The sequence below is a fragment of the Teredinibacter franksiae genome (genome assembly GCF_014218805.1).
In the GTDB taxonomy this organism is placed as follows: domain Bacteria; phylum Pseudomonadota; class Gammaproteobacteria; order Pseudomonadales; family Cellvibrionaceae; genus Teredinibacter; species Teredinibacter franksiae.
On the sequence record NZ_JACJUV010000001.1, the window covers coordinates 4,009,278 to 4,029,034 of the forward strand.

The 19,757-nt window shown below is 46.7% G+C and carries 15 protein-coding genes; all 15 read right to left on the reverse strand.

Going from position 1 to position 19,757, the window contains the following annotated elements; all coding sequences use genetic code 11:
- Positions 1 to 7: 7 nt before the first annotated feature.
- Positions 8 to 1,480: a DUF1593 domain-containing protein gene (locus tag H5336_RS16770; protein WP_185235805.1), complete on the reverse strand. Its 1,473-nt coding sequence runs from the start codon at positions 1,478 to 1,480 to the stop codon at positions 8 to 10.
- A gap of 96 nt (positions 1,481 to 1,576) precedes the next feature.
- Positions 1,577 to 3,181 carry a DUF5060 domain-containing protein gene (locus H5336_RS16775; RefSeq protein ID WP_221628077.1) on the reverse strand — a complete coding sequence of 535 codons (1,605 nt, stop codon included), beginning with the start codon at positions 3,179 to 3,181 and terminating at the stop codon, positions 1,577 to 1,579.
- Between the two features lie 91 nt (positions 3,182 to 3,272).
- Positions 3,273 to 4,655, reverse strand: a complete 1,383-nt coding sequence (locus tag H5336_RS16780) for a glycoside hydrolase family 140 protein (protein WP_185235383.1) — start codon at positions 4,653 to 4,655, stop codon at positions 3,273 to 3,275.
- 90 nt (positions 4,656 to 4,745) lie between these two features.
- Positions 4,746 to 6,140, reverse strand: coding sequence for a glycoside hydrolase family 88/105 protein (locus H5336_RS16785; protein ID WP_185235384.1), 1,395 nt, complete (start codon positions 6,138 to 6,140; stop codon positions 4,746 to 4,748).
- Between the two features lie 126 nt (positions 6,141 to 6,266).
- On the reverse strand, positions 6,267 to 7,712 hold the full coding sequence (locus H5336_RS16790) for a DUF1593 domain-containing protein (protein ID WP_185235385.1): 1,446 nt from the start codon (positions 7,710 to 7,712) through the stop codon (positions 6,267 to 6,269).
- A complete protein-coding gene (locus H5336_RS16795; RefSeq protein ID WP_185235386.1) occupies positions 7,712 to 9,019 on the reverse strand; it encodes a DUF1593 domain-containing protein in 1,308 nt (435 codons plus the stop codon). Before H5336_RS16795 ends, H5336_RS16790 begins: the two co-directional genes overlap by 1 nt.
- Before the next feature lies 1 nt (position 9,020).
- The gene (locus H5336_RS16800; protein WP_185235387.1) at positions 9,021 to 10,022 is read right to left on the reverse strand and encodes an ABC transporter permease; all 1,002 of its coding nucleotides are present in this window, start codon (positions 10,020 to 10,022) and stop codon (positions 9,021 to 9,023) included.
- A 13-nt stretch (positions 10,023 to 10,035) separates the two neighbouring features.
- Entirely contained in the window at positions 10,036 to 11,571 is a 1,536-nt protein-coding gene (locus H5336_RS23660) for a sugar ABC transporter ATP-binding protein (RefSeq protein WP_185235388.1), read from the reverse strand.
- A 9-nt stretch (positions 11,572 to 11,580) separates the two neighbouring features.
- Positions 11,581 to 12,180, reverse strand: coding sequence for a DUF2291 family protein (locus H5336_RS16810; RefSeq protein WP_185235389.1), 600 nt, complete (start codon positions 12,178 to 12,180; stop codon positions 11,581 to 11,583).
- Positions 12,181 to 12,265: 85 nt separating this feature from the next.
- The gene (locus H5336_RS16815; RefSeq protein ID WP_185235390.1) at positions 12,266 to 13,249 is read right to left on the reverse strand and encodes a D-ribose ABC transporter substrate-binding protein; all 984 of its coding nucleotides are present in this window, start codon (positions 13,247 to 13,249) and stop codon (positions 12,266 to 12,268) included.
- 17 nt (positions 13,250 to 13,266) lie between these two features.
- Positions 13,267 to 14,769, reverse strand: a complete 1,503-nt coding sequence (locus H5336_RS16820; RefSeq protein ID WP_185235391.1) for an FGGY family carbohydrate kinase — start codon at positions 14,767 to 14,769, stop codon at positions 13,267 to 13,269.
- A gap of 5 nt (positions 14,770 to 14,774) precedes the next feature.
- Complete coding sequence (locus H5336_RS16825) at positions 14,775 to 15,776, reverse strand: transketolase family protein (RefSeq protein ID WP_221628078.1); 1,002 nt, start codon at positions 15,774 to 15,776, stop codon at positions 14,775 to 14,777.
- Positions 15,773 to 16,612 (reverse strand): transketolase, encoded by an 840-nt coding sequence (locus H5336_RS16830; protein ID WP_185235392.1) that lies wholly within the window; start codon positions 16,610 to 16,612, stop codon positions 15,773 to 15,775. The genes H5336_RS16825 and H5336_RS16830 overlap by 4 nt, the downstream gene beginning before the upstream one ends.
- Before the next feature lie 2 nt (positions 16,613 to 16,614).
- Positions 16,615 to 18,051 (reverse strand): L-fucose/L-arabinose isomerase family protein, encoded by a 1,437-nt coding sequence (locus tag H5336_RS16835; protein ID WP_185235393.1) that lies wholly within the window; start codon positions 18,049 to 18,051, stop codon positions 16,615 to 16,617.
- A 402-nt stretch (positions 18,052 to 18,453) separates the two neighbouring features.
- Complete coding sequence (locus H5336_RS16840) at positions 18,454 to 19,335, reverse strand: helix-turn-helix domain-containing protein (protein WP_185235394.1); 882 nt, start codon at positions 19,333 to 19,335, stop codon at positions 18,454 to 18,456.
- Positions 19,336 to 19,757: the final 422 nt, after the last annotated feature.

The window sequence follows — 19,757 nt, forward strand, 5'->3', positions numbered from 1 at the left end:
TTAAAAATTAGGGTTTTACCGAAATAATTACACGCTTGTAGCGGGTAAGCCGAGGTTTACCATGGTCAGTAACGGCTAGAATAATATGCATGGTTCCTTTACGCAGTACGCGCTTAGTTGGAATATTAAACCACGCTTGGGGTTGGTCAAAATTTTGTATCTCGACGGGTTGACCGCTACGCGCACTGGATACCGTAAAACTACCGGCTTCTAGGTAGTAGAACCATCGATAGGAAAGCTGATCGCTATCCGGGTCGGTTGAGCCTATTGCGCTGAGTTCAACGCGACCACCGGGTTTGGCCGTAATGGCTGCGGGGGTCGCCAATTTTACAACGGGTGGGTGATTAGTGTCTGCATAGGGTTGAGTGGTCCAATCCATCCTTGCGGCAAAGTCGTTTTGAAAGGCCTTGCGCCAACGCCAAATGGTGGCGTGATTACTGGTATGCCTTCGGCCGTCATGGCCAAGTACTTCGTCTGTGGCGTTGGTCCACAAGGGGCGTGTCTCTTTTTGTATAAACCAGCGTTCGAATCGCGGCGTGTAAAGTTCGTAACGTCCACCCCAGCTACCCCAATTTGGGTGCTCAAGTGAATTGAGGCCATTATTAATCAGACCCAGAAAGCTTGGGGTATCGCCTTCCATTAAATACTTCGTATAGGGGTATTGTGCACCCAGTGGCCCTTTACTTCGAACGTGTTTGTCTAGCCAAGGGTTATCAACGACCGAGAAGTCAGCGCCACTAAAGCGCGCGTGAAAATTGTCGCCGCTAATACCACTCCAAGTCGCATGATGATACGCACCACCAGAATGGATGCCTGGGCTTGCTATATAGAATAGATCGGGGAAGTTTTTCCTGATCCAGGGGCCGGAATCATCTTGATCTGAAATGGTGTAAACACGGATCTTCGACACAAATCTTTTCAGTTCTTGGGGCGTGCGGGTTTCACGAATTTTCCACAGCGCTTGTGCCAATACGTTCGGGCCACCCCATATGCTTACCCAAAGCGGGCGGGAGTCGTTTTTATCAACTTGTTGGATTAATAATTTACTCCCTTCGGAATCCATGCCTTTTCCTACCGCAGTCATCCCGTAAGATGAATGGCCTTCACGTACTATGGAGAGCAAATAGTTTTCGGTGGGAAATCCTGGTTCGTGCAGCAATAAATTGTTTTGTACCTTACCGTATGCGTTGATGATTTTCCGAATACGCGCGGCGGCCGTATGGTTTTTCTGATGAACAGATGTTGTGGCTACTAGGCCTTCTATGTCCCACTGATTTGAATAAGTGAGAAAACGTACCATCGACTGCGCGTCGTCGGGTTCGTTTTCGATGTCAGTAAGAACAAAAACACGGGGCTTTATACTTGGTTTTTTGTCCGCATAGACAAAGTTGATATTTAATAAGAAACACGAAAGACTAACAAAAAAAATCGAAAACAATTTCCTTGAGATAATTGTTTTACGAGTATTCGGTATGGTCATTTCTCCGCTCATTCTTCCCCTCAATTTTATTTCGTGATGTTTCTCTATTATTTTAAAAACTATCGCTTGACTCAATGTAACCCTGCATACCTTGGGTTAGTGGCTTCCAATAACTCGCGTGATACGTAAAGCGATAGCCGGTTTTTGCGGTAGCGGAATAGAGCGATTGTGGGTGTCAGTGAAGCTATAGCGGTCTTTACGTTCTATTTCAAAAACCCCTTCAACCGGTGTGATTGTCATTCCCCAGGTGTCGATTATATCAAGGTTGAAGGCCATTCCATTTTCTAGCCCTTTTGCTGGTAATGTGAATGACCAGTTCTTCGGTGTTTTATGGCCAAAATAAATGAGGTAATATTCACCACGCTGGCCGCCAATATTAGGGTTCCACCACTTGTCAGTAGGTTCGATGCCATTTGCTGGACCCTCTTCAAGAATAGTACGCAAGAATTTGAGTCTGGCAGGGCTTTCTCCTTTTAGGGTGCCACCCTGACCGAGCCAAACGAATTTATCGCTATCGCCTGGTTCAACGAAGAATTCACTATGACCCACGTAGGTTCCCACAACCGAACCTGCCCAAAAACGATGAACCAGTTCTTGCCCGCTTAATTGGGCCCAACGAGAGGCATAATTTCCTTCGTATTCAACTTCGTCATAGACGATAGGTTTGTTGTAAACATCACGATAAAGCTGTGCACTGCCGGGGCTGGTAACGGCCAATCCATTTTGCATACTGACATGGGTTACCCAAGGTTTTGTATGGTTGTATATCTTTTTTCCATTGTGAATGGAGCGCAGGTGTTGGTATGGGTCAGAATTCGCTACAATCTTGAAAAGTCTATCCCAGTCTTCTTCCGTTTTGGTGCGAATAAAGTCGTATTCATTGGCTAGCGACCACCACACATTTCGATAGGCACTTAAGCGAGCGACAATATAACGCAAGTATCTTTCTTCAACCTCTGGGGCCATATTATCTAGCCCCCAAATATGTTTATCATCGTAAGGGTGGAATAAAATCAGGTCGGCTTCAATATTGAGTTCTTGCAGCTGGCTCAGTCGTTTTTCGAGGTGTTGAAAAAAATCCGGGTTAAAGCGCGAGTAGTCAGGTTTGGTGGGCTTGCCCGCAAACGGGAAACGCTTGGGCGGTAAGCCTTTGGTGCCGTGTGTTTGTGGGAATACACACATGCGTATTTTATTAAAAGGTGAAGAGGCCAGTGTGCTTAGTGTTTGTTCTTCTATTTTATCCGGGCGGTGCGTCCAGGTATAAGATGTAGTACCTATCGGCTTAAAGGGCGTGCCATCTGCATACGAAAAATGAAACGTGTGTGCAACGCTTACTGGCCCGTGGTTTTCTGGTGAAGGGGCCACGGCAACGAAGTTACCTTGTTGTCCGGTAAGCTCCCAGCGGTTGCTATGGGTAATATAGGCCCAGTTTCCAATGCTGTCGGGCATAAAACGGATTTTGTAGAGGCCTTTACCGTCGTAAAATCCGTTTGCCTTTAGGGTTTTGACTCCATTCGTAAAGTTAGCGGACAGCTGTACTTCCGTAAATGGGTTGCCTTTCGTAGGGCCAGGTAGGGTGAGTTCGAAAACTCCCCATTGCTCAACCTGTATATTAATGGCCGCGTGGGCCGGTAATAAACAGGTCATTAGCGCTGCCAAAATGTAGGCGTGTACTGGCGTCAATAAGTGAATTTTTTTCATCTAGAATTAAACCTACTGTTAATTTGAACGCCGTGACTTGTGCGCTGAGATTTGAGGGCTATCACTTACCCCATAAAAAAATCGATGCGGCTTATTGCTCCGGAATTCGTTCGAACACTAATATCCAGTCCTGCCCGCGTCCAGATGTGGGCGGTGTAAATATTTGAAAAGTTTGATTATCTCTATCGCGCGGTGAGGTACGAAACTCATAGGAAGCACCGTAGCGCGGGTCAAACCATGTTTTTTTTGAACGTACTGCGTTGAGCTTACTTTGGTCGAGCGTAAAGCTCTCGCCGCGCGGTGAATATATGACAATACGCGAGCCATCACGCGCTCGCATTGCCCGTATCTTGGCAGGCCCTCGTACGGGACCGTCTACGATCAGGCTTTGATCTGGTATAAGGTTTTGGAATTGGTTGGCTTCCATGAACCGCCGCAGGAGACCCATTTGCATTGCGCCAGGATGTTCAAGCGCTTCTACCCAAGGAATGTTGGCACCAATAGCGGGCTTTCTGCCCGGTTGCCACATTTGCCATATATTGTTGTTGCCGTAGGTGTGACCACAGGCACCCGCCATAACCGACCACCATGCGGCCTGACGTACATCATCGTCATCGAAACGCAGTAATCGGTTGTGTTCTTTTAAATAGAAGCCAATAGGAATACCTTCGTAGCGAGGCTCACCGTCGAGAGTAGGGCGTATGGGTTTAAGTAATAGATCACGCTCGACGTAAAGGCCCGTATCGAGGTTGCGCCCGGCATGGGATGTTTGTGACATATGAAAATCTAACCAGCGTGCTTTTTGTAATTGTGCCGAAGACTGGCCTGGCCCGCGCGGGTGAAAGGTCATAAGATGGTTTCCGCCGTCGCCGGCTTTAATTCCTGCGGCCATTGCGTCAATGATGCTGCGCTCTTCTTTGCTAACAACATTCTGATCTCCACCAAGTATCCAGATGATGGCATTATCCCGATAGCGATTACCCAGAAAGCGACCGTATGTACGTGCATTTTTTTGGGTGAATATTTTTTTAGCGTCGCCAGACTTCCAGTATTTACCCCACGTAGGTAAGAAACCTATGTGAAGGCCGAGTGATTCTGCCTGTGCCACTATATAGTCAACGTGCTCAAAATATTTTTCGTTCGGTTGTGCGGGATCTAGGTCGATTAGGGGGAGCTCGCCGTATGGATTTGGCACGGTTAGGCCGTCCAATTCAGCCAGCGCTACCGCTTGAATAACGGTAAATCCTTTTTGCGCTCGGTCTTCGAGGTAAGTGTTAGCTTCTTCTCTGTTGAGCCGATGAAATAAACTCCACGCTGTGTCGCCGAGATAAAAGAAAGGAGCCTTGTTCTCGTACTGAAGGTGGCGACCATTATCGGCGACTTCAAGCCGACCGTACTCAGATTTGTCTGCCACTGCCACTTTGCTTATGACCAATAACGAAAATAGCACTGCGTATAGAAATCTGGATGTCATTTTGTTACCCCAATGATCTAGCGTAATTGTAGCGTGTAAATTTAGGACTGTGTTTTCCCGAATGCTTGCTAGGCCGCGACGAGATTAAAGTCAATTAGTAGAGGTGCCCTTTACCGGCCATTCGTTTTTTAAGCGGAAATGAAAGGTGCTATTGCGCGCATTAGCTCGAGTGGGTTCTATTTCAATATTTCGATTTTGCAATAACCGTATCATTTCGGCGCCAGCGTAAAGTGCTGGCCCGTATCCATGGGTAGCATATTTACTGGTTCCGCGATTGTAGTAGTAGGTGTTGTCGTGTGCGAAGGTGGTGCCTTCAACTGTGCCGTCTACAGCACCATCTTCGAGTATGCGTGAATTAATAGCATTCCAGCCGGTAATGGCTACCGGGCCGTACACATGGTTAATCCAGCCTTCATTGATGCCTTTGGCAATTACAAAGGTAAACATTGCGGTGGCGGAGGTTTCTAAAAAAGTATCGGGTTTATCTAGCATGTTGTGCCAAAACCCGCTTCCGTTCTGTAAAGTGGCAAGGCTACGAATCATTGACCGGTACAAATGCAGTACCTTGTCGCGGTTAGGGTAATCTACTGGCGTTGCGCTGAGTAGCTCTGTCATTGCCATCAGTGTCCAGCCATTGGCTCGTGCCCAATAAAAGCGCGGGTCATAGTCTCCAGACGTTACGCTCCAGCCGTGATCAAATAAACTTTTTTCGGGCACGTATAGCCGCTCGGCCATCTGCACTATTTGTTTTATGGCATCGTCGAAGTATTTATTGTCGCCAGTTAGTTTGCCCATGTTGGCGAGGAAGGGGACGCTCATGTAGATGTCGTCTGCCCAAATAGATTGATACTGCGGGCGATGGCGTGCCAGAGTGCCATCTTTCAGACGCAACTGTTTGTTGGAAATGTAATCGGCTGTAATGTTGATGAGCTCAAGATACTCTTCGTTTTTGTCTTTTTGGTAGGTTTTTATCATGGCGGCGGTTATCGAGCCGCAATCATCAAGGGCATGAAAGTTAAGGATTCTACCCCAGGCACCTATCTTTTCTCTTGCCCCATAGGTTTGGGCCTGTTTCTGGAAATAGGGGCGGTATTGGATAACGAAATCATAGAATTTGGTGTTGTTATTAAAAAAACGTTTATCACCTGTTACATTATCAATATAGTCGAAAGCGGATAACACAACGCCGTGGGTATAAGACCACTCGCTCGAAAATCCCTTGGACACGATCGCGTTTTTATTGGGCGATGAAATATTAGTAATTTCTATCCCTGTTTCAGCGTTGATAATGGTTTGTGTGCTCGTTGATTCGTAATAAACACGTATGCTATTTAAGGCGTCTTTGATGCCCGTAATTGTTGGCAGTTCGTAGGGCACTTCATATTCAGGATTGCGTGCTTTTTCTTCTTTTTGTGTTTGGGCGAAGAGGTTTACACTGAACAGTAAACAAACAAAAATTAGGGTTATAGATTTATTATGGTTCATGAATACTCCTGTTTTTGTTTTAACAGAATTAGAGAGCTTCTACTCATTGTACATAAAGCCTTGACGGGCGCGCAGAGGACAAAATAAAGGTGTAGAAGTGTCTTATATCCCAATCAATATTAAAACTTATTCGATTTCGATTATTACCCGCTTATACCGCGTCAGCATTGGAGTTCCACTGTCGGTCACTTCTAAAATTAGGTGTATTGTATCGTTCTTATTCGCATCTTTTGGCACGCTGAATGTAGTGCTAGGTTGATTGGCGTTTGAGAGGCTAATCGTTTTCTTGTAGGTGCCCGCTTCTTGGTACTGCCACCACCGGAACGAGAGCGCATCGCCGTCAGGGTCTGACGTGCCAGCGGCATTTAGCTGTATATTTGCTCCGGGCTTAGCTTTTAGGTTGATGTCATGAGCAATTTTAACCTGCGGTGGGTGATTTGCCGTTTCATACGGTTTTACGCTCCAGTCTGCGCGTGCGGCAAAATCATTTTGTAGTGCTTTGCTCCAGCGCCACATAGGTTTGAAGTATTCTAGTCGCTGTTGTTCAGTGGTTTTAGTACCCTCGCGCATACTATTGCGCCCCCAGGCAGAGCTTGTGTACCAACGTCCCTCTGGGTGAATATAACCCTCTACCGGCACAGGGTCGAGCCAGGTATTATCTCGCACCCGGACATAACGGCCGCCCCAGCCGCCCCAGCCTGGAGATTCTAAGTTGCGTAAGCCGGTGTTAATAGTATGTAAGAATGCCGGCGAATCACCTTCAGAGCGAAAATCGCCAACGGTAAAGTTGTAGTCGCCCGACAGTCCATAACTTCCTTTAACATGGGCCTTGTAAGCAGAGCAGAGCGGGCCATGGTCATTGAGAATATTGTCATTCATCCACGAGGCTTCAAAGTACTGACGCATGTGGGAAGGTTGGATTTTGTTCCATTGGTAGGCGATGGCCCAGAACTGATCCGAGATGATGGTTAGAATTTGGTATTTCCCCCAGCGTGGACGAATATATTCCTGGTAGGTTTTGTCTTGCTCCCAAATAAAGAAAAAACGTATTTTATTGGCCACATACTCCATTTTGTCTGGGTGTTTTTCTTCAATGGTTTTTAGTGCGCGGGCAATCGTGTTGGTGCCGCCCCACGCTTGCAACCAAACGGGGCGGTGGTCAGATTCATCCAACAATACTTTTACTATGTGCTCAGATCCGGGGGTGATTTCGGTCATCTCACCCTCTGCTTTCACATTCCCAAGAAAGGTATGTGCTTGAAGGTATTCGGCGGTAGGGTATCGGGAGTCGTGTCTAGTTAGATTGGGCTGAACTTTGGCGTAGGCTTGCAGTAACGGTTGTGCCCAATCGTCTCCGGCCCATTTATGCCCCTGCCAGTGGTACTGAGAACTTGAGGTTATTATTCCTTCAATATCCCATTCGTTAGCGTATAAAAGAAAGCGTACCATCGAGCATTCATCGTCGATCTCGCCATCACTGGTAACGATAATACGTGGTTTTTCTTCGGCGAATACTAGAGTAGAAAAACCCAAAAAAATGACCGTTGCAAAAAACGAGACTATTCCTTTCATTATTGGAGGTTCTCTAAGGGAAGTGTTGTGACGGAGGGGGTTTGACAGCGCTGCAAGCGTTTAGCGAAATCGCTTAAATACGCTTTCCGCCAGCGGCTAACTGTTTTCGCTCCGATGTGTGGGCCTTCAGAGTATACTGTTGTCGGGTTATCTACCCACCAATGGGGTAAATTTTTGTCCGGAATTGAAGCCGCTTCAGGGTTAGTGGGAATTGCCGTAAGGACGCCAGTTTTACCGTTAAGGGTTAAGTCAGTACTTTTTATTGTGTAGAGAAAGGGACGAGCCGCTTTCGGAGAAAAACGAAAACGCAGGTTATTGTTGTCTACAAAGCCAACTAATGCTTGATTTTCGATATGCATGGTCGCGCCTACATTCTGCTGGGCCTTTGGTACTCCAGTTTCGCCGAGCGGCAAAACAAATTCAGCAATACCGAATTCTTCAATGGTGTCTTTTTCTGTAGTGAGCCCTTGAAATACCCTATAGGGGCGTGGCCAAGCTCGCACGTATTCGCCGCCCCAGCTAGGCTGAGAAGGGTCTTCTGGGTTGCCGTTTAGCAGTCGGGCCACCGAGGGTGTGTCGCCCATCTTCATTGTGCCATCTAATAGCGAGGCAAAGTAATTCCCCAGTGCGCAGTGGTCAGCGATATGGGTGGATACAAATGCTTTATTCCCCCACTCACCTTCCTGGTTGCCACCAACAAACCAACCGCGGTAGGTGGCATTTGATTCAATGAGCCAAAGTTTTGGGTGATGGGTGGCAATATAGTGATAGGCGTCGGGCGACCATTTTTTATTGGGGCCGCCAATATAATAAACCCTGAGCTTTGGCAAGATATCGGGGGCATCGTGTAGGGCTTGAGCCAAATCTTCCAGTCCACCCCATACTAGTAAGTGCAGCGGGCGAGGATCTTTAACGCGTGCGCGTTTAATTATCCATTGCGAGCCTTCGGTGCTGTTTCGGTAGCCTTGAAAAGGGGCAAGTTCGGTTTCGCCTTGTTTAGTTATTTCGCGCAGTGTCGCAGGAGTTGGGTATTGGTTCGAATGGGCAGAGAGAAAAGGGTAGTCCTTTTCGTAAAGGCTAATAATGTTAAGTATGTGTTTTTTTCGACCGGGGCCAAATGGCGAAGATACTAGCCCTTCAATATCAAATGTATCGGCATATAAGAGTAGATGAACCATTGACTGGAGGTCATCTGGGTCGGTGCCACCGATATCGGTAGAAACAATAAGGCGAAGTCGTTCAGCGTCCACACTGTAGGCCGGAGCTGTTACAAATAATAGGAAGAACAGTGCACAATATGAGCGCATGCTAATTGTCCTGGTTTTTTACGTTCGCTCTATCAATGGCAACCGCTGCGAGGATGACCGCGCCTTTAATAACCTGCTGCCAAAAGGGTGACACATTCATTAAAAAGAGACCGTTATTTAACACGCCTATTATAAGGCACCCTAAAACAGTACCCATAACCGTACCTCTGCCGCCTGAGAGCGATGTACCACCGATAACAACGGCGGCAATTGCGTCGAGTTCGTAGCCAAGCCCGGCATTGGGTTGGGCGGAATCTAGCCGTGCGGTAACGAGAAGCCCTGCAATACCCGCGAGGCCACCACCTAGAGTGTATACCCATATTTTTATGCGGTTAACTCGGAGGCCCGTTAATAGTGCAGCGCGTTCGTTGCCGCCTAGCGCATACAAATACCGTCCGAAACGTGTTTTGCCCGTAACGGTTACAAACACTGCAACTAAGCACGCGGAAATCCAAACAGGCATAGGAATACCCATAAAACTACCAGTACCTATATACGCAAAACTACTGCCAAGGCCCGTTATGGGAAAACCACCGGTCCAAAGCATGGTTAAGCCACGTGCAATGCTAAACATGCCTAAGGTCGCCACGAAAGGAGGCACCTTGAACTGAGTGATAACAAAACCGTTAAACCAGCCCAAGAGCATGCCTATAGCAATGCCGCTTACAATCGCCCCTGCAACTGTGAATTGAATTAAGGTATCGAACATGGGCAGTGCAATGCCATTTTTCAGCACGCCGGCAGCAATCGCTCCAGCCAAGGCGAGTATGGCACCAACCGACAGGTCAATGCCGCCGGAGAGAATGATCAGTGTCATACCAATTGAAAGGCATAGATTTACTGATATTTGCCTTAAAATATTCCAGCCATTGTCTGCTGTTAAAAATGCGTCGGATAACAATGACATGGCCAATACCATGATCGCTAGCGCAATTAATGATTGAGACTTTGCCAGCGTTTCTTTACTGAGAGAGGGCAGTCTATAAGTGGAATTATTATTCATAGTCAAAGAGGATTCACGCTTTCACTACTCCTTGGGGCAGAGCAGCATTGATTATGGATTCGGCATTGGAGCTGTTACGGTCAAATTCTGCGGTTTTACGACCTTCGCACAAAACCACAATTCGATCAGCCAAGGTAAGAATTTCGGGTAGTTCAGATGATACAAATACGACGGTAATGCCGCTTGCACTAAGCTCCTGGATTATTGAGTAGATCTCGGCTTTGGCATTTACGTCAATGCCGCGGGTTGGCTCATCTAATAGCAAGATCTGCGGTTGTGCTGCCAACCATTTACCAAGAATAACTTTTTGCTGATTTCCGCCACTGAGATTGCGAATTAGATCTTTTCCTGATGAGGTTTTTACCTTAAAGCGCACAATGGCTTCGTTTGCCATACGTGTCTCGGCGGACTTATCCAGTATTCCCCAACGGTCGAAGCGTTTCAAGCACGCCAGACTTGTGTTTTCTTCTACCGACATACCCATAATAAGGCCTTCTTGCTTACGGTCTTCGGGCGCGAGTGCTAGACCATGTGCAATGGCATCTGCAGGTGAGCGTATGGTTACCGATTTACGTTCAATTGAAATTAGGCCTGTAGACTTCTGTGGGTGCAAGCCAAAAATAGCTTCAAATAGCTCCGTTCGCCCAGCCCCCATTAAACCGAAAAAACCAAGTATTTCACCACGGTTAACGCTAAAGCTTATATTTTGCAATAAATAATCGCCGGGCCTGTTGGGATAAGACAGGGATAGGTTCTCTACGCGAAGTACTTCGTCAGTATGAGATAGGTGCTGGCGGTTTGTTTCTGGCGGAATTTCGCGGCCAACCATTAAACGTACGATTTCGTCGCGGGAGAGCTCTCGAATATCTGCCGTGCGAATCAGTTTTCCATCGCGCATAACAATAGCGTCGTCAGCGATTCGCGGCAATTCTTCCAGTTTATGAGTGATGTAAGCAATGGCTACGCCCTGTTGCTTAAGGGTGCTTACAATATCAAACAGTACGTCTATTTCTTGCTCTGTAATGGCTGAGGTGGGTTCATCCATTATGAGTACCCGCGCATTACACGAAATGGCTTTTGCTATTTCGACAAGCTGTTGTTGGCCAACGCGTAGTTGAGCTAGCGGGGTGTTCGGTTTTACATTTAGGCCAATTTTTTCTAGCAGATTTTTTGTGTCCTGATTCATTTTTGGTGTATCGATAAGCCCAAATGTGTTTAAGGGTTCACGACCAAGAAAAATGTTTTCAGCCACTGTGAGGTTGGCAACCAGATTCAATTCTTGATGAATCATGGCTATACCGGCATCAAGTGCTTCTCTGGGGTTTGAAAAGCTAACCTTCTTTCCGTTGAGTTTAAGGTTGCCAGAATCTTTTATTAAGACGCCAGCGAGAATATTCATAAGTGTGGATTTTCCAGCGCCGTTTTCTCCAAGCAAAGCTGTTAAACGACCTCGGCGAAGTGTAAGGTCAACATCACCTAACGCACGAACGCCGGGAAATGATTTTGAAATGCCTTGAGCTTCTAAAATAATATCAGCAGACGGTACCACGGTGTCCCCTTATAACAATTCAACAAGTATGGGGATCACGAAGAGGGGAGACTCGGGCATTGAATCGAGTACTTCAACGCCACCAACAAAGCGTATTGATACGCCAGGCTGCGCAATGTTTTTAAGTGTGGGCAAAACTTGGGTCTCCACTCTGCGATTAATTTCAGTCGAAATGGCATTAAAGTCTTGAGTGTTGGAAAAATCGCTGATATCGAGCAAGCCAGCCCCATCTCTAATGGCATTACCAAATACGGGCCCAAATTCAATAATAGCTTTAGAACCACCTGAAAATTCGATTGAAACAACGTCGGTGTCTACCGCTACTATTTTACCCGTGCCATGTACAAAGTAGGCCGCATTGCTACCCATGCCAAGTCGGTGACCAAACCGGTTGGATGCAACCTCTAGGCCTTCTTCAAGGGTGGCACTTAGGGTGTTTACCTCCACCGCGAGGGTATCGGTATTGCTTAACAGGGAATTCCATAAAGTATTGACGTAGGTATATACATCAAATTGTTCATCAGCGGTTTTTTGCTGGGCCTCTTTGAGTGGAACGAGATGGAACAGAGGGAATAATGTGCTTACAGTCGCGATGAGTATCACCGCCATTATGCTTCTCAGACAAAGCATTTTCACTCGCGAGTAAGAGCGTTTTTTTGAATTTTTAAATGGAAAAATTGTGCTGTTGAGCACGTTAATTTCGGCCATAGTCACTGTACTTGTGAACATTGTTTATATGCACCAATTCGACCGCTACAGGTATTTTCTGCGGGAAGTCGCGCTTGCCATTGATGTAATCGTGGGCACTTTCCGCTGCAGTGAGAGCCATGGTTTTTGGGAACTGCATTGCGGTGGCCTCAATCTTTCCTTCGGAAATCAATTTGACTACGTCGTCTGCGCCGTCAAAGCCAAAGACTTTTATTTTGTCGGCTTTATTGTTAGCGACTAAGGCTTGGTAGGCACCCATTGCCATGGCGTCATTGCCTGCAAAGACCGCGCTGATGTCCGGATTTGCCTGAAGAAGCGATTCCATCACATCGAGTGCTTTTGCTCGATCGAAATCTGCACTTTGCTGGGCTACCATTTCCAGCCCCTCAAAACGATCGACTACGCTGTGGAAGCCTTTTGAGCGATTCCAAGTGTTGTTGTCACCCACAAGACCGAGTAGTTCCACATATTTTCCGTTTTTATTCAGTTGTTTTACAAAGTACTGTCCGACTTTTACAGCACCGGAATAATTGTCTGACAATATCTGTGATGTGGCTGTGTCGATGGCGTTAATTTCACGATCCATACAGAAGACCGGGATATTGGCTGTTTTGGATTTTCGAACGTTGGCAACAGAGCCGTTGGCATCGGTAGGGTTAAAAAGAATGGCCTGATACTTGGAAGCAATAATGTTATCAAAGTTGGCGGATTCTTTTGCCGGGTCATTTTGAGAATCAAAAATAGTGGCTTTATAGCCCAACTCTTGGGCGCGATCACGCGCCGTTTCGGCGAGTACGACAAACCATGGGTTATTCAAGGTGGAAATAACCACGGCTATACGCTTTTCTGAATTAGATTTTGGTTCGTGAGTAGTGCCTGCCTGATTGTTCGATTTACTGCAGCCGGTAACAATTGCCGCGCAGCAAAGTACTATAGAGAGAAGGGCAACTATTTTTTTATTCTTTATCATCTATTGATGTTCCAGTATTAAACGTTTTGTTGGCTTGTTCCAGCGAGTACTTGAATAACGGCGGCGGTCCAGTCTTCGTGATAGGTGCTGGCCTCCGATGGTTGCATTTTGGGCGGAAAGTATTGTTCCTCCAGTTTTAGTGCTTTTATGTCGTCGAGAGAGCTAAAGTGTCCGAGGCCGAGAAAACCCATAAGTGCTGCACCAAGTGCTGAGCATTCACTTGTTTTCGATACTGCCAGGTTTGTTTGCATAATATCGGCTGTAAACTGCATAAGGAATTTATTATTGGTTGGGCCCCCATCAACTTTGAGTTCGCTCATATCGATACCACTTTCGTTTTGCATGGCATCTACGGCATCACACAATTGATAGGCGATGGATTCAATCGCAGCCCTCGCAATATGCCGCCGATCACTATGACCTGAAAGACCTACAATGGCTGCCCTAGCGTCGGGTCTCCAATGAGGGAAACCAAGCCCAGAAAAGGCGGGAACCAGAAACACGCCCCCAGAATCGCTGACATCCTTAGATAGGGTTTCAAACTCATTAATATCGTCAACGAACCCTAGCTGGTTTTTTAGCCACTCTAAGGTGGCCGCTGAATTGATAATAATACCTTCAAATGCATAGGTAGGTTTACCCCCATGCACCCACGCCAGAGCCGTTACAACACCCCGCTTTGATATTAAAAGCTTTGAACCAATATTCAAGAGTAAAGATGACCCTGTGCCAAAGGTGGCCTTGGCTGAACCTCGGTCAAAGCAGCGTTGGGCAAATAGAGAGGCCTGGGAGTCGCCAATTACGCCAACTATCGGTATCGGGTGCTTCAAGGCATTGTTTAGCGTTGTTTCACCGAAACAATCTTCGCTGGAGCGAACTTCAGCAAGGCTATGCAGTGGTACCTGCCACAACGCGCATAGCTCTTGGTCCCACCTTAATGCGCCAATATCATACAATAGTGTGCGGCTGGCATTGGTGTGATCTGTGGCAAAAACACTGCACTGGGTTAATCGGTATATTAGGTAGGTTTCGATGGTGCCGATCAGGGCTTTGCCACTATTGATTGCGGCTTTAAGGGAGGCGTTATTTTGTAACAGCCACTGGATCTTCGAGGCTGAAAAATATGGATCAAGCCGCAATCCGGTACGGGAGCTTACCAGCTCGCTGTGTCCCGCATTGATATGGGCTTTACAGAGGCTTTCACCTCGCCGACATTGCCATACCATTGCGGGGTATAAAGGCTTACCTGTCTCACGGTCAAAAACAACAATAGTTTCCCGTTGATTAGTAATACTAATACCAACAAGTTGATCAATACGCTGCTGGTTGCGATTTATAAGCGTGCGCGCAACAGACAGTACGTTCTGCCAAATTTCTTCGGCGTCGTGCTCAACAAAACCAGGTGCTGGGTAGTGTTGACGATGAATACGTGATTCACGATCTAGGCAGTGGCCATTGTGATTGAACAGGTTTGCTTTGGTGGCTGATGTGCTTTGGTCTAAAGCGAGTAACAAGGGCATGGCGACTAATCCTCCAAAAGCTTAAGCATGGTATTCGCTAGACCTTCCATGGTTAATCCGTAGTGGCGAAAAATATCCGCTTGGCTACCGGTAACGGTATATTCATCTGGAATGCCTGCAATTTTAAATTTACAAATTGCGCCAGATTCCGCGAGTATTGCAGCACAGGCTTCGCCCAATCCACCATTTACCATATGCTCCTCAACCGTAACGACCGCACGACACTCGCCAGCGGCATCGAGTACAGCCTCACGGTCCATAGGCTTAATGGAGGGCATACTGATAACTCTACAGTTGATTCCCACCGATTCCTGCAGGTGTTTTGCTGCTAGCAATGCATGAATTGCAGTTTCACCGGTGGCAATAAATGCTGCGTCCTTACCGGAGCGTAAAGTGCGCGCCATATGTAAATTAAAGGGGGGAGTATAAGGCAGGTCATACAGGGCCGCTTTGCCAAAGCGGAGATAAAAAGGCGATCCTGACGCTGCTGCCGCGTTCACATATTCACGTGTTTCGAGGTTGTCGGCAGGTGCAACAATGGCTAGGTTGTTAATGGCTCGCAGTGCCGCTAGGTCGTGCAGGGAGTGGTGTGTTGAACCCAGTGCGCCGTAGCTAACCCCCGCACTAATACCAACCAGTGTTACAGGATTGTCTGAGTATGCGACGTCGTTTTTCACCTGCTCTAGTGCGCGCGCGGTAAGAAAGCAGGCAGGTGATACAGCAAATACTGTTTTGTTCACTGATGCCAGGCCCGCCGCAACACCTACAAGGTTTTGTTCGGCAATACCCACCTCGACAATTTGCTTTGGCAATGCGTCAGCAAACGGCACCAGTTTGCCTGAGCCACGTGAATCGCTGGTAACGGCCAGTATATTACGGTCTTCTTTGGCGAGTTTAAGCAAGGTTTCAGCGAAGACATCTAGGTTAGATTTACCAAGCTTTAATCCAAGGTCGCGTGCGGTTTCTTTTGCCAAATTAGAATGCATCGATGGGGCCGGCGCGCTCATGGGGTGGCCTCCGCATAGTGTGCAAGTGCGGTATCGAGTTCAGTCAGCGCTTGGCTGTATTCGTCATCAGTGGGCACACGGTGGTGCCACTTTGGCACATCTTCAATAAAGCTAATGCCTTTGCCTTTGGTGGTGCGAGCAATAATGGCGCTGGGCTTATCGGTTTTTAAGGGGGTCGATAATGCATTGGTCAATTCGTCAAAATTGTGGCCATCTACGGTGCGTACGGCCCAACCAAAAGCGGAGAATTTTTCAGCAAGAGGTTCGTTGTTCATTACGTCGTGGGTTCGTCCTGTAATTTGCAGGCTGTTACAGTCAACGATTACGGTAAGGTTATCGAGTTGATAATGGGACGCTGCCATAGCGGCCTCCCAGTTTGAGCCTTCAGCTAGCTCACCATCTCCTAGTAAGGTAAAAACCCGATAACTAGCAGAATCTAGTTTGCCGCCTATGGCCATACCCGTACAGAGGGGTAACCCGTGACCAAGACCTCCGGTATTTTGCTCCACCCCCGGAACCTTACGTGTAGGGTGCCCAACGAAGTGGGATTGATACTGGCAAAGAGTGGAGAGTTCCGAAGCGTCAAAGAAGCCTTTATCGGCCAATACAGCAAAGAGTGCCTCAACAGAATGACCTTTGCTTTGCACATAGCGATCACGTGTCGCTGCCGAAAAATTAGCCGGCGTAACGTTTAATATGCGGTTGTAAAGAACATTTAATATATCCGTGCACGACAAACTTCCGCCGGTGTGCCCCGCACCAGCCTGTTTGATCCAATGGATTATATTGCGTCGGTAGTGCAGCGACTTAACGGCAAGCTGGTCATCGCTTAGCATTTTTAATCCTGGGGTGCTTGGTGGTAATACACTTCCCAGCCGAGGTAACGGCTAAAGGCTTCGTTGAGCACGCTGGCACTGTGGGAGGCATTCATCACTACGTGGTGCTCAAAGCCTTCGTTACAGACGTGCTTCAATAATTTTTGTAATTTTGGTACCTGCGCAACGGCGCGATTGCCAAAGGTTTTGAGTTCATCGTCGGTAAGCTGGCCTTCGCCAACATAGGCCCGAATAATGCCACTGGTATCGTCGGTAGTGATACGAGCGTAAGTAAGCGGGTTTGCCGGGGTTCGACCATCTAAAGCCCCCCAGGTGTTTTCCTCGCCGGCAATGGTGCCCAGAATAGGTGCGGTAGAAATTTTCATGTCGGGAGTGAAAGATTTAGCCCAGTTACCGCAATGGAAAAGAACGCATTTATCGTCTTCTGCGCCGTAATTGTTGTTCCAGTCGACCAGAGCACTGGGTGAGCCCGAAGCCAATTGCATGGCGTACATGGTTAATACACCGGTAACGTCCACTTCACATGCGCTTGGCATAAAGTTTTCACTCATCATGCTCATGCTGGTGCAGACGTTACAGCCATGATTGGATTGTACCGATGTCCAACATTGTATGGCGGTACAATCCAGTTGGTTTTTCGCAACAAATTCATCGAGCACAATTCCCAGTCTCGCCATTTGCACGAGCTTGTCTGAGGGCACTTCAGTAGTAGAGGTGTAGTCGTCAATTTCTTTTATTTTTTCAGAAACACGTAAATCGTCTGCGTGAATTTTTTCTGCTTTTCCCAGTATTTCTGAAAGATCGACGGTTGTAACGTTAATGCCGTTTCGCTCAAGAATTTTTTCACTGTAGCGTACCGTATTAAATGCCCCCGGCCTTGCTCCAACTGCACCTATACGTAAATGCCGTAATCCTTTTACTACTCGGCATACAGAAACAAAATGATTTAAATCGGCTTTAAAAGATTGGTCCTGGAGTGAAACTACATGTTTGTTGGTAAGTGAGTAGGGGAATCCTACTTGCCGCAAGTTGTTACAGACCGAAATTTTTCCGCAAAATGCATCTCGGCGCCTAACAACATCAAGTTTTTCTAAGTCGTCTGGATAGGCCTGTACCAAAATAGGCACATTGAGGTCAGCAATTTTTAGCGTATCGGTAACAGCTTTTTCATCTCCGAAGTTAGGCAATACAACCAGAACACCATCAATGCGATCACGTTCTTTCCGGAAAAGCTCAGCACATTTTCGTGCATCAGCATGTGTTTCGACGCCACCTAGCTTAGTATCTTCTGGGCTGAGGAGAATAGCCTCAACACCGTTTTCTTCGAAAATTTGCAGGACATCGCGCCGTGCATCACCAATAAGTTGGTCGGGGAAGAAATCCCGATTGCTGATGATAACGCCAAAAACAGTGCGGGGAGATGGGCTGGAATGCGACATGGAGTACCTTTCGCTTTAAAAGGAGGTAATTTGACTAATAGTTTGAGTAGGGAACGGAGCTTAATATGATTTTTCAGCTAGAACATCCTGTATGTGGACTTATACTGCCGGTATAATAAGCTTTTGAGGGGAAAAGAAGGCCGGCATGTGCCGGCCTAAAATGGGTAATAAAGTGCAGTGCAAACCCGCGTTATCGAATCAGTCGTCACAACGATTCAAAAACATTTCTAGTCATGCAAAATCTAGAAAGGATATGTCTTTACCAAAAGGGGTATCGGTGAAGACGTTGGACAGATTAACTAGCTTGTAGGGTTATTTCATCCTGATTACTAAAAATGTCTGCCGGAAAGATAAGATGTAGGAAGTATTAGTGAATAGAGGTGCCCTACATATTCTATGGGTTTATTGTTCAGTCAATATAAGAGAGCTTCGATATTCTCGGGGCGAACATCCACAAGCACGACAGAAAGCATCGTTAAAACGGCTAATGGATAAAAAGCCGGATTGCAAGGCGATTTCTGTGATCGGCATATCAGTTGTGCTAAGCAAGCGTTGCGCGTGCGATACACGGTGTTGTGTTAAATAATTAATTAATGTGGTTCCAAATGTTTTTTGGAAAAGATTCATTGCGTAGTTGGGGTGTAAATTTACGTGCTCACCAACCTGTCGAACGGTGAGTTTTTGCGTGTAGTTTTTTGCGATAAAGCAAGCCATTTTTTCGACTTTATTTAATCCGCTGTCACTAACGGACGCGAGGTGGTTACGAACGGACTGCGATTCTGAAATAGCAGGGCAGTTTAAAGCGAAGCGTGTAAGGCGCGCTTGCATTTCCAAAATAACGGGCTTTTCGTTTCTCGGCAGGTCGTCGAGTAAGTCTAATTCCCAATGTTGAAATAAATAGGTGTCGGAGCTGGCTTTGTCGATGCTGTCTTCACACAAAAATTGGCCGCGCATTAACGGCTGAACAAATTCTTCCGGCAGGCGCCACTGTAAAAAATGTTGCAGTGGTATAGTAGCCACGAAGAATTCAGTTTCGTGTGAAAAGTCGATTATTTGATGTGGTATGGCCGCCCAAAAAGCACTTAGTTTTCCTACTTGTACAACGGTTTTTTTACCGCCGTGTATATAGGTTACTGATCCCGATTTTAGAAAATTCAGCTCAACCTCATTGTGGTGGTCTGGCCGCTGCATAGGTGAAGGCTGCCATTGCGTACAGGTTAAACCATAGGGTTCGAAGTCCGCACGATTCGGATCGAATGAAGTAGGCTTATGTTTTGCTTGCATATGCTACTCGGTGAGTCGTATTGCTATATGTATTATTATATTTATAAATGAGCGGCTACCTTGTTGGGGACGCGCTCTTGCTTAGAAAGCTGGATTGTCGCTAGTGCACAATTTGTTATGCATTTTGATAAAAACATTAATGTAATTTCCCTTTAAATTAGAATCAAGGCTTATCAGACGTTACTTAGAATACGGGAAGTGTTTTAAGAAAAACAGGATGAATCTGGTATTTTCTCGGTACAGGGAGGAAAGAAAACAAAAATTACTTATCCAATTTTTGGATATATGGCTTTATGCCAGTTTAAATCCATTCTTATACCCTTCTGTGGAAAGGCGGGCCATCATTAGTCGTAGCTCCAAAAGTGGCTCCAAAAAAGAGTAGCAAAGTGGCGATCCTGACGGAGGGCAAGCGCGTACCCTTC